The organism is Candidatus Poribacteria bacterium, assembly GCA_021295755.1.
In the GTDB taxonomy this organism is placed as follows: Bacteria; Poribacteria; WGA-4E; order WGA-4E; family PCPOR2b; genus PCPOR2b.
In genome coordinates this window covers 1-17,632 of record JAGWBT010000051.1, presented here as the reverse complement: position 1 = coordinate 17,632, position 17,632 = coordinate 1, and the positions used below count along the sequence as shown (strand labels likewise).

General features: G+C 51.7%; 14 protein-coding genes and 1 pseudogene. 11 read left to right on the top strand and 4 right to left on the bottom strand.

The window, feature by feature from the left end:
• Together J4G02_09265 and J4G02_09260 are read right to left on the bottom strand one after the other, a co-directional pair.
• Window positions 1-707, bottom strand: a 707-nt coding sequence (locus J4G02_09265; protein MCE2394761.1) for a hypothetical protein, incomplete at its 3' end; no start/stop codon positions are given.
• Between the two features lie 496 nt (window positions 708-1,203).
• Window positions 1,204-3,873, bottom strand: a pseudogene (locus J4G02_09260) (T9SS type A sorting domain-containing protein).
• Between the two features lie 357 nt (window positions 3,874-4,230).
• On the opposite strand from J4G02_09260, the gene J4G02_09255 reads away from it, so the two are divergent.
• The 10 genes from J4G02_09255 to J4G02_09210 all read left to right on the top strand — a co-directional run bounded on the left by J4G02_09255 (window position 4,231) and on the right by J4G02_09210 (window position 15,847).
• Complete coding sequence (locus tag J4G02_09255; protein ID MCE2394760.1) at window positions 4,231-5,439, top strand: hypothetical protein; 1,209 nt, start codon at window positions 4,231-4,233, stop codon at window positions 5,437-5,439.
• A gap of 38 nt (window positions 5,440-5,477) precedes the next feature.
• Window positions 5,478-6,653, top strand: a complete 1,176-nt coding sequence (locus tag J4G02_09250) for a mandelate racemase/muconate lactonizing enzyme family protein (GenBank protein MCE2394759.1) — start codon at window positions 5,478-5,480, stop codon at window positions 6,651-6,653.
• A gap of 9 nt (window positions 6,654-6,662) precedes the next feature.
• Window positions 6,663-8,150 (top strand): sulfatase, encoded by a 1,488-nt coding sequence (locus J4G02_09245; GenBank protein MCE2394758.1) that lies wholly within the window; start codon window positions 6,663-6,665, stop codon window positions 8,148-8,150.
• A 140-nt stretch (window positions 8,151-8,290) separates the two neighbouring features.
• Window positions 8,291-9,439: a mandelate racemase/muconate lactonizing enzyme family protein gene (locus J4G02_09240; protein ID MCE2394757.1), complete on the top strand. Its 1,149-nt coding sequence runs from the start codon at window positions 8,291-8,293 to the stop codon at window positions 9,437-9,439.
• A gap of 260 nt (window positions 9,440-9,699) precedes the next feature.
• On the top strand, window positions 9,700-10,590 hold the full coding sequence (locus J4G02_09235; protein MCE2394756.1) for an amidohydrolase: 891 nt from the start codon (window positions 9,700-9,702) through the stop codon (window positions 10,588-10,590).
• A 161-nt stretch (window positions 10,591-10,751) separates the two neighbouring features.
• Window positions 10,752-11,042 (top strand): hypothetical protein, encoded by a 291-nt coding sequence (locus J4G02_09230; GenBank protein MCE2394755.1) that lies wholly within the window; start codon window positions 10,752-10,754, stop codon window positions 11,040-11,042.
• A gap of 187 nt (window positions 11,043-11,229) precedes the next feature.
• Window positions 11,230-12,351 carry a mandelate racemase/muconate lactonizing protein gene (locus tag J4G02_09225; GenBank protein MCE2394754.1) on the top strand — a complete coding sequence of 374 codons (1,122 nt, stop codon included), beginning with the start codon at window positions 11,230-11,232 and terminating at the stop codon, window positions 12,349-12,351.
• A 50-nt stretch (window positions 12,352-12,401) separates the two neighbouring features.
• The gene (locus J4G02_09220) at window positions 12,402-13,478 is read left to right on the top strand and encodes a mandelate racemase/muconate lactonizing enzyme family protein (GenBank protein MCE2394753.1); all 1,077 of its coding nucleotides are present in this window, start codon (window positions 12,402-12,404) and stop codon (window positions 13,476-13,478) included.
• Between the two features lie 25 nt (window positions 13,479-13,503).
• Window positions 13,504-14,529, top strand: a complete 1,026-nt coding sequence (locus J4G02_09215) for a TAXI family TRAP transporter solute-binding subunit (protein MCE2394752.1) — start codon at window positions 13,504-13,506, stop codon at window positions 14,527-14,529.
• A 25-nt stretch (window positions 14,530-14,554) separates the two neighbouring features.
• Complete coding sequence (locus tag J4G02_09210; protein ID MCE2394751.1) at window positions 14,555-15,847, top strand: LLM class flavin-dependent oxidoreductase; 1,293 nt, start codon at window positions 14,555-14,557, stop codon at window positions 15,845-15,847.
• A gap of 15 nt (window positions 15,848-15,862) precedes the next feature.
• Here J4G02_09210 and J4G02_09205 read toward each other — a convergent pair whose 3' ends face one another.
• Both J4G02_09205 and J4G02_09200 read right to left on the bottom strand, forming a co-directional pair.
• Complete coding sequence (locus J4G02_09205) at window positions 15,863-16,612, bottom strand: creatininase family protein (protein MCE2394750.1); 750 nt, start codon at window positions 16,610-16,612, stop codon at window positions 15,863-15,865.
• A 45-nt stretch (window positions 16,613-16,657) separates the two neighbouring features.
• Window positions 16,658-17,299 carry a hypothetical protein gene (locus tag J4G02_09200; protein ID MCE2394749.1) on the bottom strand — a complete coding sequence of 214 codons (642 nt, stop codon included), beginning with the start codon at window positions 17,297-17,299 and terminating at the stop codon, window positions 16,658-16,660.
• A 151-nt stretch (window positions 17,300-17,450) separates the two neighbouring features.
• Here J4G02_09200 and J4G02_09195 point away from each other — a divergent pair.
• Window positions 17,451-17,632 (top strand): DUF433 domain-containing protein (locus J4G02_09195; protein MCE2394748.1); only part of this gene is annotated, 182 nt, incomplete at its 3' end.

Sequence of the window (17,632 nt, the reverse complement as noted above, 5' to 3'; positions counted from 1 at the left end):
CCGTGCAGCACCGATGGCTCACCCAGCGCAGCGCGCACCGCTGCGATAAACAGCGTCGGTCTGAAGTAGCGTGTCGCACCATCGAAGGGTTGACCGAAATGTGTCAGCGAGTCAACGGAAACCTCGTGAACTCTCTCTGGACCGAAAGTCGCATCTAGATAGCCGCGCACCTCGTCGTAGCTCTCAAGGTTCATGCGCTGACCGATGAGGGCTGCCCCCTTCAGTGCTCCGCTCATATCTCCATTCAGGATAGCTTCCCCCATTCGGCGCGTTTCACCGTAGCTTAAATGCCCACCTCTCAAAATCTGTTCGAGGGCTTTTACAACGACCGCTTCATCGGGATTTGTATCGGTATACCCCAACTCCGGTTGTATGATAAACCTGATCTCTGGAGGCATAAGCCGATCTAAATCCGGACGGTATTTGTCAAAAGCCGCGATCTCTGCTTCGCTCCACTGCGTCTTTTTCGGGAAACCCTTCCGAATCGTCATGCCGGCGAAAAACGCCCCCATCTGAGCCTCCGAAACCGCTTGACCCTCTGGCAACTCACCCTTGACCGACCTCAGAATGATCTCAAGAATTGCCAATGGTTTGATTGGATCGTCTGTCCTTGCTCCCAAGGGACGGGTCTGGTGCGGTCCGGTGCAAACCCTCGCCAAGGCCTCCTCGACATCCGCATTGGGTCCTGGGTACTGTTTTTTGTACATTTTGGCTGGTCCTCCTTCCACATACGTACAGAGGCATGAATCCCACTCTGTAGGTCGAGATTCATATCTCGACACCCAAATGTCGATCATGGAAATCAATTGATTCAAATCGCCTAAGCCGTAACCCATAGCACCAGAGGTGCTACAGGTGGCAACTTGCGTTAGTATACCATCTAAAGTGCATTGAATATCGTAGGTTGGGTTGAGCGGTTAAACCCAAATCCCTATCAACGACAGTAGATATTTGGCATTTTCATAACATCGTTTTATGAATAGCGAGAGTGAAACCCAACATTTCAAGCCAACCGATGATCAAGCGTTGGGTTTCACTATACTTGTAACCTTCAACCAGAATCGCCCCTCCAAATCCACTTGTAATGCGTAGCATTTTTCATTGGTTCCGTTCAACCCAACCTACGGGCTGAAATGTGAAACGTGATGCGTGAAGGTTCATCCGTTGAATGAACCAATGCACTAATGAACTAATAAACCAGTTTTACTTTAGTATCAACATCCGTCGCGTCGCTGTGAAATCGTCCGCGGTCAATGTATAGAAATAGAGGCCGCTAGCGACAGGCTCACCAAGTTGATTCCGTCCGTCCCAATAGGCTGCACGGCTACGACTCTGATACATACCCGCCACCTGATGACCTACCGCTAAGCGGCGAACTATCTCCCCGTTCATGTCATAAATTGTCAACGCAACATCTGCTGACTCTGCCAACTGATACGGCATCCACGTTTCCGGATTAAACGGGTTCGGGTAGTTTGCTAGTAACGCAGTCTCCTCAGGAATCAGCGAGGCTAGCAGGTTTTCAAGATTTTTGATACCCTGCTTGAAAGCAAGCGAACCGTCATCTTCCAACCGTGCCTGGGCGATCCACGCCTCTATCATCGCAGCATCTACACTATCTGTTCCAATCGCCGGCGCGGCAGACGCTGTAGTGTTACCGATTCCCTGTGCGACGCGGATGAGGTCAAGGATGCTGACAACACCGTCGCCATTGACATCCACCGGCGAGCCTGCGGGCACCCTTTTACCCAACTGCTGCGCGACGAGAATCAGATCCAAAATGCTGACAACACCATCTCGATTCACATCTCCCGTGGCAAGTCGTCCCGCCACAGTGATGCTGATTTCATGCGGGCCGGCAGGAATACTATCACCGGTGACAGAGCCGAACTGGAAGTTCTGCAATGCCAACTCTGTTTCACCGGTAGACTTCGCCTTGAACCTCACCTGAAGCAGCGTGCCGGTGCCGGTCACACCTTTGGCGGAGAGCCGCGCCGCACTGAGACCTGTGATTTTACCCGCTGCGTTATCAATAGTTCCATTCTGAAAGAAGGTGGTCCCGCCGTCCGTCTTCAGGAAATCGCCTTCGGTCACGTTGATAGCTTCAAGGGCAGCAGGATCAAACGCAATATCAAACTGCCACCCCGCTAAGTCGGTAATATTTTCTGCGCGGAGGTCAAGGGTAAAGGTATCGCCTGTATGAATGGGGGTCTTGGAATCGGTGAGAGATTGGACACCTCATTAGCCCCTATATTTAACTCGCTCAGATTGGTTGCAAACTGAAGCCCTGTCAAATCACGAATCCCCCTGTCTCTTGCATCCAGATCTCTTAATCTTTCGATCTCTTCTACAGTAATGGAGGCATTGGGACCTTTGCCAAGTGTCTCCGCAATCACCGCACGCAGGTTTGGGTCAGGGATACGAACAACTGTACCGGGTTTCTGTTCCGGCGGTGTTATGACTGTCGGGGGAGTGAAACTCTCCGGGAAATCCAACGCGAAAATTATATCCTTAAAACCCGATGTCCATGCATCTCTCTTCATAGTTCCATTCGTGCTGTCTAATACCAGCAAACCTGCGTTCTGTAACCCCACATTCTCACGTATCTTTTCCAAAAATACTTCGGTTTCTAACCCAACCACCGCAGCGGCGTATGCAGCATTCACGTCACCTTGAAATGCCTCATGGAAACGGGAAATTGGCTCAATATCGTCAACCGCACCGCCTGTCGCTTCCAGTGCTACCCTGTACCGGTCCATATCTTCACTTAGGAGACCCTCCATCTCTGATTGTTCGACGTAGAGGCGCAACGCCTACGCGTCTGGAGTGGCGCTGCTCTCTATCACAGAACGCACCTGGTCCTCAAAGGTTTTCATTCCTTCTGTGTGGCAACCAAAACAGGATAACCCATTCCGCACCGTCGGATCACTCGCAGCAGGGTTGGAGACAATGTTGATCGGTGCAGCGTCCAAACGGGAGCGGGACGCATTGACCAAGTAGTAGCCTTGCAATCCGTTGGGCAGATTGAAGATAACCTCCCCACCATCATGGGTGAAAGCGAGGGGGTGATTAAAGATGTTCTGTGTACCAACACTTCCAGCAAAGTCGTAGCTCTTCCAATACGCGCCATCTCGAAAGGTATGTCTCTCCACGACTCGGTTGTGGTTAGAGACACCCGAATTGTTGAAACCCGCCCGCCAGACACGCACCCCCGGTGCATCACGGAGATTGCGGGGGACATCAATACCCAATCGGGTCTCTAACTCTTTATCCGTCAATGGTAGAGATAGCAACGCCCCATGATAGACTGTTGACCAATTTGGATAGTCCACTACGATAAGCTTTGAGGATCTTCGCCGTTTCCCCTGCATTATAGAGATGTGTCATTGTGAAGTAACGGGCATAGGCACGGTCAAATGGTGCAAGGGACATCAGGTGTGTCTCAATGGTATTGAGCATTTCAGCAGGAAAGATGAAATCGCCATCGGTCGTAGCCATCGTCGTCCAATCGGGCGCACCGGCTAATATCCAGTTTCGGATTGTGTTAATTGATTGAGCACGCAGTTGAGGTTGTCCGAGTGGCATCCGTTTGGCTACGTCAGTGGTTATGAGTCGGTTATACAATTCAGAGGCATCGGGGTTTCCCGGAACAACGCTTCCCTTTTCGATGAGTGCGTTGTGTTCCATTAAGAGTGTCTCTTTATAAGCACCATCAGGACCGTGGCAGATGAGACAGCTCTGTTGAAAGATAGCGTAGGCGTCTTGGGCTATCTGTTGTTGGGAGTGTACATCTTGAGAACTGACAATGAGAATCAATAGACAAATGAGTGCGATGCGACGCTGCTTACAAGCCGTTAAGTAACGCTTAAACATAAAGAGTATCTCCTGATATGCTAATTTGTAGGGTCTTGCTATAGGTGGTAATCAGAATTATTAGGACTTACATAGTTGAATGCCTTAATGCTTCGTAATGGCGATTCAACCTCCATAATTCTTAGGGAACGCAGATCTGCGTTCCCTACAATCTGGACCGCGCTAAACCCTGATTATTATACTGAACACAAAGAAGTGTGTCAAATCTGGATAACAGATAACGCCGATTGCACGGATTTTCGTCTGCACTGGCTTTTGGGTTGACTGAAATTACGCCTCCCTCTAAAATATAAGGTGTTGGAAATTGTGTTCACTTATTTAGCAGCCGGTTTGTTATGAAAGGTGAGGTGTATTAAAATGACATCGCAACGGATTACCGAAATTAGTGTGACCCCAATTCCAGCCCGCTACCCCCATGAAATTGCTAGGAACGCTTACAACTGGGGCCATGGGTCAATAGGAATCGAATGGCTTACCCGTGCTCGCACGGACGGCGGAGTTGAGGGGCTAGCAATCAACAAGGGGCACCTCGGAGCAATCGGCAGAGACGGATCAGTAGCAGACGCTATGAATCAGCTCAAAGCGGTCTTTCTCGGCAAACGATTAGATGAACTGCTGCACGTATCTGATGGCCGCGTCACAGGTCCAACAAAGGAGGCGAAACGCGCATTCCGTGGACAGGGATGGATGAGCATCCTCGCCTACGATCTGGTTGGCAGGGCACTGGAGGTCTCTTGCGTAGACCTGCTTGGCGGCAAGAAACGTGACCGCGTAGATGCCTACGACACAACCCTTTACTTCAGCGACCTGAACTTCCCCGAAAAAGGTGCAGCGATAGTCGCCGAACAAGCCAGAGAAGGGTTTGACGCCGGATGGAGGCAATTTAAGATCAAGACGGGTCGATGTGGTCGCTGGATGAACCCAGAGGCGGGCGCTCGGCGCGATATCGAGGTTATCCATGCCGTGCGGGAAGCCATCGGGCCGGACGCAAAGATATTGACGGACGGCAACTTCGGGTACAGGGACCGCCTAGACCTGCTGGAGACCTTCATCCGAGAGACGCAGCCCGCGGATATTTTCTGGCTTGAGGAGATGGTCCCTCCCAGTGTCGAAGACTATCGAGCGATCAGAAACATCCAAGAGAAGGCTGGTTCGGAGGCGCTGTTGGTGTGCGGTGAAGTAGATCCCGATCCAATCAGCGATGTGTACGTGGACATGATGGAAGACGGCTTGATGGATGGTTACCAACCCGACATCGTCAGGCACGGTTTTTCCCGTTGGAACGAAATCGAGGAACAGTTAGACAGGTACGGTGTCAGGTCACAGCCACACTGTTTCCACAACGGCGTATTTGGCGCCCGCGCAGCGCTGATCTGGGGAGCGGCTTCCGAATCGTTCATCACCATTGAAGACGAGCGCTGTGCACCGAGCGTATACAAGCCCGATGACTTCACGCTTAAGAACGGTTCGTATGCCGTTGCCAACGCATCGGGTCTTGGGCTAGAGGTCGATGAGGACATATTCCAGGGCATATATGCGGTGAACGAGACGAAGATAAGTGCGTAGCTGATGCCAGCTAATGAAACCAAACAGGAGAAAATTAGATGAAAATCACTGATGTAAAATTATCCGACCCCGTGTACGCCAACGTCAAACAGAGCACCGACGCCACAGTGGTGAACCCCGCGATCCGCGCCAGTTCACTCGTGCAAATATCCACCGACGAAGGTGTGACAGGATTTGCCTCGATTGGCGAACCGCAGGTGGGGCCCGAAGGTGTCACACTGAACAAACTGCTGATTGAGCACATGTTCAAACCGCTAGTTGTCGGTGAGGACCCCCTCGATACCGAGCGGATCTGGGACAAGCTGTACTGGGGCAGCGTACGGTGGGGCAGAAGGGGTGTGGTTCTATCCGTAATTGGCGGGATAGATATCGCCCTGTGGGATCTGAAAGGAAAGATTCTCAATCAACCAGTCCACAAACTGCTCGGTGCCCACCGGGACACGGTGGCAGCGTACGGCAGTAGCGTCAGCCTCCTCGCTAGTGAGGAAGAACTTGTCGACATCTATTCCGGGTTCGTCGAAGCTGGGTTCAAGATGGTGAAGATGAAGGTCGGGAGGCGAAATACGAACGAAGACGTGGAGCGGGTCAAGCTGGTGAGGGACACTATTGGTCCCAATGTAGACCTTGCAATAGACGTCAACTCTGGCTGGAGTCTCAATACGGCAATACGAATGGCGGCGAAACTGGAGAAGTATAACATTTACTGGCTCGAGGAGCCGCTGCCCCCCGACGAGCTAGACAATCATGTCAAACTCGCCGCGGAGATAAGCATCCCGATAGCCCTCGGTGAAACGCACGCAACGAAGTGGGAGTTCAGAGAACTGATGGAACAGGGAGCCGTGCAGTTCGTACAGGCAGACATCGTCCGGACCGGTGGCGTAACCGAGTGGGTGAAGATCGCCGCTATTGCCGATTCATACGGCCTGCCGATGTGCCCCCATGCGACCACCGAGATCGCAGCATCGCTGGTGGCGGCTGTGCCAAATGGACTGTTCGTTGAATGCTTCAGGTTCGCGCCACCTCCTAAAGGTTCATCGGCTGTCATAGACCCGATTCTTCCGAAAAACGGCGAGATCTCGCCGCCGAAGAGGCCTGGCTTCGGGATCCAATACGACGAAGAGGTCCTCACGAGGCTACGAGCAGCACCGAAACCGGACCCAGAAGAACTCTGGTTTGCCACAAAAAGAGGTTGGCAGTGGCCGCCCTACCTATAGGAGGTAAAAATGAACATCATTTGCATTGTCAATGATTCACTACGGGCAGATCACTGTGGTTGCTATGACGGCGTGGGCGGTATCAACGCCGTCCAATATCACACAGCCGAGGGCATAAAGAAGACCGCTACCCCTAACCTCGATCGACTCGCGGCGGAAGGCGTTCTCTTTTCGCACTGCTACGCCGAGAGCTTGCCCACAATACCAACCCGCACCACATGGTGGACGGGACGCGTCGGCTTTCCGTTCAAACCTTGGCAGCCTTTTCAGGAGTCGGATTATCTGCTTGCCGAGGTCCTGTGGAGCCACGGATACACCAGCGCCCTCGTCACCGATGTGTATCACGGACACAAGCCGGTGTATAACATAGGGCGCGGTTTCGATACGACGGTTTTTGTGCGTGGACAGGAATATGACCCGTGGATTGTCGATGACCGTACCGTTGACACGAATATCTGGCACCGCCTACGCGGAGATGACACCGACGCACTCTGGGCACCCCGATTTGAGCAATATATGAAAAACCGTTCCACCTTTCAGACCGAGGAGGACTTCTTTGCCCCGCGTGTAACCCATGAAGCGATTCGTTGGCTTGACGCTATGGTGAACCAGCAAGGCAAAAAAGATAAGCTCTTCCTCTGGGTGGACTACTTCGACCCACACGAACCGTGGGATCCACTCGAACCGTTCTGGTCTATGTACAAAGCCGCCGACTACTCTGGACAAGATATTATCGATCCCGTGGCAGGTCCCTGTACAAAGATCGGCAGCCCCTCGACCGAGAAACCGCAAGCCATGAGTGAACACGAATATCTCACGCCCGATGAAATCGTTCGTGTCCGCTCGCTCTACGCAGGGGAGGTCACGTTTACCGATAAGTGGGTAGGCGTATTGGTGGATCATGTGCGAGATTTGGGATTGCTCGACAATACATTGATTGTCTGGTTAAGTGATCACGGCGAACCGTTTGGCGAGCATGGAGTTATCCGTAAGGCGAGACCGTGGAACTATGAAGAATTGGTGAGGATTCCGATGGTGTTTCGTCTGCCAGAGGCTATAAAATCTGCCAACTCACATCAAGGTGTGATCGACGCACTTGTTCAACCGACCGATCTGTTTCCCACTATCTTAGACCTTCTCGGAATCGGTAAAAACCTGACCTTGGCTCGCACAGGACCGCGTCCGACCGCCGAACTCTTCCCGCAGGACATGCAACTGGGAACGGAGACGGTTACACTGCACGGTCATAGCCTAGCCCCATTGATTCGTGGTGAGACAGACCGTGTGCGCGACTACGCCTACACAGGTCACCATGATCGCTCGTGGTCAATTCAAGATACGGTGTGGCGTCTGCACGTTCCACTAGAGGGGGATGCACCCAGCGAACTGTACGATCGGGGGGCAGATCCGTATGACCAGCGGGATGTGGTAGCAGATCATGGGGATCTTGCGGACGATCTGGAGCTGCAATTACGCCGCTGGGTGGCGCGTCTGTGATTCAACCAAGGCTCATATAAAAAGGAAGTGCAAAATACGAAAAGAAACCGTAGGCAGGGCATCTTGCCCCGCAGGAACCTCGACCGAGAGATCGAGGCTACGGGAGAATTAAATGACCCTAATTCAGATAGGAGGGTACATTGAAAGTTATAGATCTAAAAACGATGGTCGTTGAAAACGAACCACCTTACAACGGTGGCAGATACCTATTGTTTCTGGAACTCATAACCGACGAAGGTATATCCGGATTGGGCGAGCGCATCACCGGGAATACCTACTCACGTAATCTGGAGGACCTGAAGTCACAGATCCACCTGATAGAAGAGATGGGACGGGCGTTCATCATCGGCGAGAACCCATTCAACATCGAGAGACTCTGGGATCGGATGTACGCTTCCCGCCACGACTTCCGACACCCAAGCCTCCACGCGACCCCAGTGATCAGTGCAATCGAGATGGCATTATGGGACATCGTGGGTAAGGCGACGAACCAGCCGATCTACAATCTTCTAGGTGGCAAGTACCACGACCAACTTCGGGCTTACGCATACATGCCCGGCGGCGGGTTTCGAGATAACCCCGAACAAGCAGGTGAGGTCGCAGCACAACTACTCGAAGCGGGCAACACCGCTTGCAAACTCGATCCATTCATGCCAGAGTATCCCATACCGAGGGATATTCCATTGTGGGAGATTGAACACGCGGCAAAGATATTTGAAAGTATTCGGAAGACTGTCGGCAACAAGATAGAGGTCGGGATCGGGACTCACGGTCAGCTGACGACCTATAGTGCGATTCGTGTCGCCGATTATCTTGAACCGTATCGCCCCTTCTGGTTCGAGGAGCCAGTTCCCCCAGAGAATGTCGATGAGATGGCAAGAGTTGCTGCCCACACAAGCATTCCAATCGCTACGGGGGAACGACTAGTTACAAAGTATGAGTTCTCACAAGTGCTTGAAAAACGAGCCGCCCAGATTATCCAGTTGGATGTCGGACAGTGTGGCGGGATCATGGAGGCGAAGAAGATCGCGATCATCGCTGAGGCACACTATGCGGTAATCGCACCCCATATGGCTTGTGGTCCCATAGCAGCTGCCTCCGCGATTCAGATCGATACCTGTTCTCCGAACTTCCTCATCCAAGAGGCAAACCAAGGTCCGCTTCACAAGATAATTTTCAAAGAACCGCTTGTGTTCGAGAACGGCTACATCATTCCACCAACGGGACCAGGGCTAGGTATTGAGTTCGACGAAGATGTGCTGAAGGGACATCTGATTAAATCGCTTTGACAACGTCTATATCGCTTATCTAGGACTTACGCAGTTGGCTCATAAGTCCCCCTGATAAGTGGCACATCCCGATGAAATCGGGGGGGGATTTAGGGAGGGGGTTAAAAATAAAAAAATCTCGCGCCGTGTGCTAAATTTGCGTAAGTCCTGTTATCAATTGACTTACTCATGAAGGTGTGATAGCATAGCCCTTCAGTCCAACTGATTGTCGTTTTATGTAAAATACGGTAAAAAGAATCCAAAACAGAAGGAGTGTTTTAATGCTTGTTGACATCCACACGAATCTCGGTTGGTATCCCGATCACTATTCCGACGAATTTGTCGAATTCGCACTTGCTGCCAAGAAAGCGAAGATGCGGATTACGCCGGACGTCTACTTCGCCGGTGAGGAGGAAGAGGAAAAGAACGCCTTTGACTCTACGCCCGAAACCCTACTTGAAGCGACCAAGAGTTGCGATAAGGTCGTCGTGTTTGGGCTAAAAGCACCTTTCTGCGGCATCAACATCCCGCAGGAGATGGTCGCGGATTTTGTCAACCAACATTCGGATCGCTTTATCGGTTGGTGTTCGGTCGATCCAAACGATGAAGATTGTGTGGATCAACTTGTCTACAACGTCGAAGAACTTGGACTTCGCGGACTGAAAGTCGCACCTATCTACCAGAACTTTGACCCACAGGATACGAAACACCTACCGCTTTTCAAAAAAGCTGAAGTGTTGGATATCCCGGTGATCTGGCATCAGGGCACCTCCTTTGTTCGACCCGGACCGTTGAAATACTCGAACCCAGTTATGTTGGAGGACATCGCAGTCGCCTGCCCGAACCTTCGCATGATTATCGCACACATGGGGCATCCGTGGGAAACCGATTGCGTGGTACTAATTCGCAAACACCCCAATCTGTATGTCGACATCTCCGCACTCCACTATCGTCCGTGGCGGCACTATCAAGCGTTCATTACAGCCCTTGAGTACGGAGTAGAGCATAAGCTGATTTTCGGTTCCGATTTTCCCTCCGCTACCCCAGAACAGGTTATCGCCGGACAGTATAAGGTGAACGATATTGTCGAGGGAACTAACTTCCCAAAGTTCCCCGAGAAAGCGATTCACAACATTATCTACGAGAATTGGAAGCAATTCAATGTACTATGAGACAACGATGGTTCACAGCCATCTATAGCAACCCATTACTATAAGTCTCACTTCAACTGCGATGTTGTCTCATGAATTTTGAATCTTCAAAATATGTCTGTAGTTATATCAAGGTTTGTGATATAATTTACGCTCAAATCCTGATCTAATTGGAAATTGCAATGGTAACATCAATAATCCTTACAGTCATAGGGATCGCTGTTTCAGTAATAACCCTATTTTTGCTGATGATCAAGTTTGTTAAAGAACCCCTTGATAAGAGAATAGACGGGGTTGATAAAAGAATGGATAGAGTTGAAACAAATCTCTCAACTCGAATAGACGGAGTTGATAAGAAGGTGGATAGAGTTGAAACAAATCTCTCAACTCAAATAGATGGAGTTGATAAGAAGGTCGACAAACTATATGAGATTCTCCTTACTCATTACATGGATAAGGATAAGGAACAATAGCCGAAAGGTTATCGTGGAAAGCAGAGGTGCCCAGGTGAATGGCTCAACTTGAATATAGACAATTCATTCGGCTCGATTGATTCCCGACAGGACATAATTTCGCTGTGCACCCTGTTGCAGCACACGCCTACCGATCTACACACCACGTATTTAGCCAACTACGCCCCTACGCAAACAGAGACTTCCCATGAGAATTACACAGATTGAACCGATCCCCGTCCGAGTTCCCCTGAAGGCGGGATTGACAACAAAGACCGCCCACGGCGAACATATCGACTCGCCTTACGTCATCGTTCGCATCTACACTGATACAGATTTAGTCGGTCTGGGCGAAGCAACAGTCGCACCTCGCTGGAGCGGTGAAACCAGTCGCGGCTGTGTCGCTGCCATAGAGGAACTGATTGCCCCTGCGCTGGTTGGCGCTGACCCCACCCAGATCAATTCGCTGCGAGCGATCATGGACAGAGAGATTAAGCTCAACCCGTTCACAAAGGCGGGGGTAGAGATGGCACTGTGGGACCTGTCCGGCAAAGCAGCAGGGGTTCCCGTCTATCAACTGCTCGGCGGGCAGGTCCGTGATGCAATCCCAATCAAGATGGTTGTCGGTGCGTTCGATGTGCCCCAAGCGGTCAGTCTGGCAGAACGATTCCTCAATTGGGGGGTACGTTGCCTGAAAGTCAAGGTTGGGCTCGATCCAGTGACAGATCTGCAGCGCGTTAAAGCTGTGCGAGAGGTCGCTGGTCCAACGATTCCGATCGGCATTGACGTCAATTGTGGCTGGAGCCTAGATACCGCTCGCCGTATGCTCCCCAAACTTGAACCTTACGATATACTCTTCGCAGAGCAACCCATCTCTCCCGATGATCCAAAATCGCTCGCACAACTCAGGGAAGCGACGCACATTCCAATCATGGCAGACGAGAGCCTTTTCACACTTGCAGATGCGTGGCTGCTAGCCAACGCGCGTGCCGCCGATATTTTTAGCGTGTATCCCGGTAAGCACGGCGGGTTGAGCCCCACCCTCGAAATTGTACATGTTGCAAAGGCTGCCGGCGCAGTGGGTAGTATCGGAAGCAATTTGGAGTTGGGGATTGGGACCGCTGCGATGCTGCACGTCGCAGCCGCGATACCCACCATCGACAGCGAAATTTACCCAGCAGACCTCATTGGACCGCTCTACCATGAAGCGGACCTATTGCGGGAGCCACTCACTCTCGGTCCTGAAGTTGCTCGTGTCCCCGAAGGTCCTGGACTGGGTGTCGAGTTGGATGAAGAGCAGTTAGCACATTGGAGAGATAAAAACGCATGACCCAGCATCCATCAAGACATATAAAAAATTACCATGCGAAAGGAAAAGCTGTGAAAATTACCCAAATTGAGCAGATTCCCGTGGAGATCCCTTATATGGAGCGTGTACGGGACCACCTTCGGAAAGGTTGGAACTTCGGCAACCGCGCCACAGATGATGAACTTCAAGCAAATAGAAGTGAGTTTGAAAGGCAGTGGCGTGAATCGTCGCCGCCTACTGTAGGGACGTCGATCTATCGTGTACACACCGATGAGGGAAACATCGGGATCGGCGAAGGCACCGGTATCGCTGAAGAAAAACTCCAGACGTATCTAGGCAGAAGCCCTTTCGAGTTTATCATGGACGATACCGCGGGCCCTCTTCAGATCGCGTTTTACGACCTGATGGGTCAGGCGGTTGGACTGCCGATGGCGCGGATGTTTGGTCCCTGTCAGGAGAGTGCTCCAATCGCATATTGGTCACAATGTTTCCCGCCGGAGGTTTTACAGGAAGAGGTAAAAATTGCGCTAGAAAGCGGTTTTCGGGTGCATAAATTCAAACGCCGTGCCCACACTGACGTGGTGGAACAGGTTCAAGCCATCGCGGAGATAGCACCGGACGATTATGAACTCACGATCGACGCCAACACCACCTTTGGAACTGTGGAACGTGCCCTCTCCTTTGGTCGGCGGTTAAAAGAATATCCCCACGTCAAGTGCCTGGAATCACCCATCAATCAGGAGGATGTTGAAGGGTATCTGCGACTGAAGAAAGAACTCGGTCTACCACTAGCAATCCACTTTGGCTCACCGTCCCCAACGATTTCACTTCCTTCGCCCGCGTACGACTATTATGTGGTGGGCGGATGGCTCGCTGGCATTCTACGATGTGCCAACATCGCCTCTGCTGCGAACAAGCCGTTCTGGCTCCAGATGGGTTTTACAGGTGTTTCTGCGGTCTTCATGGTGCATCTCGCCGCCGCCCTCCCGAATGCGTCACTGAGTCATGTTTCACTTTACATACTGCTAGAGCATTCACTTCTTGCTGAACCGTTGACAATTAAAGACGGACTAGCGAAGGTTCCGGATAGACCGGGGCTGGGTGTGGGGCTCGATATGGATGCGGTTGAACGGTATCGGGTTGGTTAATCACTTCTATAAAAGGAATGGACAAATGAATTTAAGAAAAAAAAGCAAACGAATTAGCTGTACCTGCCTTGTGATTATCGGGCTTATCGTTTCATTGAGTTTAGTTACCTCCAACGTTAGCGCGCAAAAACGTAAATTTCTCAGCGTAGGCACGGCACCGCCGGGTGGGGCGTTTTTCGTCGTCGGTGGTGCGATCGCACAGGTCGTCAGCAGCCATACAGGCGACCTGAACTGGGAAGTTTCCGCAGAAGCGACCAAAGGCACACAGGAAAATATCCGGCGCCTCGCCAAAGGCGAGTTAGAGTTTGCCCTTGCCAACGCTGCGATCTCTTATTTCGCAGTTCGGGGCGAAGGGGCATGGAAAGGGGAACAACCCATCCGAGTGGTGATGACCCTTGCGCCCAATGTTGCCCTCTTTATCACGTCACAATCCTCCGGTGTAAAGAAGATTTCGGATTTGAAGGGGAAACGCGCGGTGGTCGGTCCCGCAGGCGCGGGATTTGAGTATTTTCTAGAGCCTATTTTGGCTGCACACGGTGTAAGTTACCAAGATTTTTCGCCACTCCACAACACCCAAGCCGGCGCCGTTGACATGCTCGCTGACGGTTCCGCCGCTGCTGCGTTCTTGGGCGGGGCAGTTCCGACCGCATCAATTACGCGAGCCAGTGCATCCCAGAACATCTTTTTCATTCCCTTCGATGATGCAGCGAAGCAGGAGTTGTTTGAAACCTACCCATTCTTTAACGCTGTTGTTATCCCTTCGGGGACGTACCGGGGTCAAGACGAGCCTTTTCAAGGTATGAATGTCGGTGCCATGCACCTGATTACTGCTGCAACTTTGGACGCGGACACAGTTTACCAGTTTACCAAGGTCCTCTACGAACAACGTGCTGAAGTCGTGAAGATACACCCTGCGGGCAGAGCAATCAATCCCAAAAATGCTGTGAAGGATACCGGCACACCATTTCACCCCGGTGCAATCCGTTATTTTAAGGAGATTGGAATTTGGCATGACGAAAGCCCAACGCCTCCTAAATCTTCAGATAACTAAATTGCTATAGTGGAGGTCGTGACCTGTGCAATTCGGCATATTCTACGAACACCAGATCCCGCGCCCATGGAACGATGGCGATGAACTGAAGTTATTTCAAGACGCCCTCGATCAGGTCGAACTTGCGGATCAACTCGGCTATGATTACGTGTGGGAGGTTGAACACCACTTCCTTGAGGAATATTCCCACTCCTCAGCCCCCGAAGTGTTCCTCGCCGCGTGTAGTCAGAGGACAAAGCAGATTCGGCTCGGTCACGGCATTGTCCTGATGCCGCCCGCCTACAATCACCCCGCCCGTGTCGCCGAGCGGATTGCGACCCTAGATCTCGTTTCCAACGGACGAGTGGAATGGGGCACCGGCGAATCCGCTTCACACATAGAACTCGGCGGTTTCAGAGTTGAGCCAGAGTTAAAGCGCGAGATGTGGGAGGAGTGCACCCGCGAAACCGCCAAGATGATGGTGCAGACGCCTTACGCCGGTTTTGAGGGGAAGTATTTTTCGATGCCGCCCCGTAATGTTTTACCAAAGCCGATTCAGAAGCCGCACCCACCTATCTGGGTTGCCTGTCCAAGTCGCGATACCATGCGATATGCAGCGCGGAACGGTATGGGTGCCCTGACGTTTGCATTCGTCCATCCAGACGATGCGAAGTTCTGGGTCGAGGAGTATTATGAGATTGCCGAGAAGGAGTGTCAGCCGATTGGTCAGGCGGTGAATCTGAGCGTTGCAATGGTGAGTGGCTTTTCATGCCATGAGGATGAAGAAACAGCGATCGAACGTGGTCTCGATGGCTTACGATTTTTCACACATGGACTCTCACACTATTACGTCGGCGGATCCCATGTCCCCGGCCACACGGACGTTTGGGAGTCGTTTCAGGCAGCGCCAGAGCCACCGCATGAGGCGAGAGGTGGTATCGGCACACCAGATCAGCTCCGCGAGCATCTGCTGAAGTACGAGGAGATGGGAGTTGATCAGGTGGTCTTTATCCAGCAGGCGGGTCGCAATCGGCACGAAGATATCTGCGAATCCCTAGAATTGCTCGCATTGCGTGTCATGCCCGAATTCAAAGAACGGGACGAGTTACATAAAAAGCAAAAACTTGAAAGACTTGCCCCCATCATTGAGACTGCCGAGTCCCGTATCCCACCGCTTACAGAGCTTGACGAAATACCCACTGTCACCGCTTATCCCGCGTTAAAGCAACAACGTGAAGGCAAGCCACCCGAAAAGGCGGAGATGTCGGAAGATGGGAAGGCGTTTCTCCTCGCCATCGAAGGCGGCCAGCGCGTGAAAAAGACGGTCTCCGATCAGTGACACACAACTACACTCCTACGACTGTTCATCTAAGGAGCTTATTACATCCGACAAATGAGCGACCAGACGCGAAATACCTTCCTCTCCTCGCTCTGCAGAGGCGGTCCGTGCATCCGCCCCCATCTGTCCAAACAGCGGGTCATTTGAATCAAAGCACACGCCGGGATGGCGCTTCTCAATCGGAGGAGCTTCACCCTTGGGCCAAGCTGATGTATCCCGCCCTGAATGTAGGGCGGTCATATCGATGAACTCCGGGAATAAACAGAGCCCGTAGGAGGTCTCCTCCCGCGCCGCATGATCGCCGGGGAGTTTTACGGCTTCTCCGCAGATTGACCTTTCCGTGCCCCAGAAAAAAAAGGTGTCGGGATGCGCCTGTTGGACCGGCGGAATATGTTTGTCCAGCATCCCTTGCCAAGGATAGTGTCCTGCGAGCAGCACGATAATCCGAAATCCGAATCTGATCAACTGTTCGGTGGTATTGACCAAAATCGAAGCGGTCGCTTCCTCCGGCTGATAGTGCGTCCAGAGAAAATCCCCATGGCCACCATTTGCGCCCCACCACATCGTCGGTAGGATGACACCGCCCGTGTGTTCGGCAATCCGAAGGCAGATGCGTTCCGCTTTCAGTCCATCATATCCAACAGGCAGGTGCCACCCATGATGTTCGAGAAGGCCAAGGGGCCAGAAGGCGATTGGAGTTGCTTTAATACAGTCCGCTAGTTCGTCCGGACGCAGTTCCTGATAACGTCTCCATATTGGCTGCATCGTTAATCCTTTTGTCTTCACTCGCTTCATGGAAATGGGGTGGTTTTACAGGTCCGTGTCGAGAAATCGCTGCAACGCCGCTTTCGCCTGATCCCGAATCGGAGTACCATGCGCAAAACAGATGGCATCGAAGGGGTAGTCCATCAGCCCCAGCAGCGAATCTCGCGCTCTCCGACGATCAGAAATAGCTTCAAGCTGATTGGTAAAGATACCGATTTCGCCTTCGGGGACACCAATATCTGCCCGTCCGCCACATACGGCATCTCCCACGATGAGGAGTCCCTTCTCTTGCTTCACTAAGAACGCCGTCTCTTCCGTCCAACCAGAATCGGGAATATAAATCACTTCGACAGCATCCCACAACCGATCTCCACCCTTAAAAGTGCCGTCTATCGTCGCTTCCGCTTCCGGTAATCCGAGGGCGTTAAGGTAAATTTCGCAGCCCCATTGTTCTCGGAAAATCTCCCCTTCCCTGAGATGCCAATTGCAGGTCAAGAGGATGTGGGTTGGCGTACCAATTTCCTCAATTTGCTGAATCTCCGCATCCGTCAAAGGCAGCGGATCAACCAATGCCAAGACGTTTGCCCGGTCTATACGAATCGCACAACTGTTCCAATCGTAAGTTGTTTCAGGTTTGCCGTGGCGTTCGGTCCAGTAATAGACATCACCGTAAAGATGTTGGAACATTCCCAATACTACCCAATTTTTGATTAAGAATATATTGTTAAGCCAACCTTTGAAAGAAGCAAAGGATTACTAGACCTGCCCTTGACTAAATCGAGTTCATCAGGTAATCTGTAATTAAATATCATCCCGATTTCAGAATTTGAGGTAAATTATGAAACTTGAAGATTACTTTGACTCTCAGGCACCAAACGACATCCGGCTGAAGGGAACTCGTGTCGGCATTGAACGGATTCTCTACGACTATATTCATCGAGACTGGTCGCCGGAGCAGATTGAAGAAACCTATCGTCACGCCTTAACACTGGAACAGGTCTACGCAACAATTACCTACTA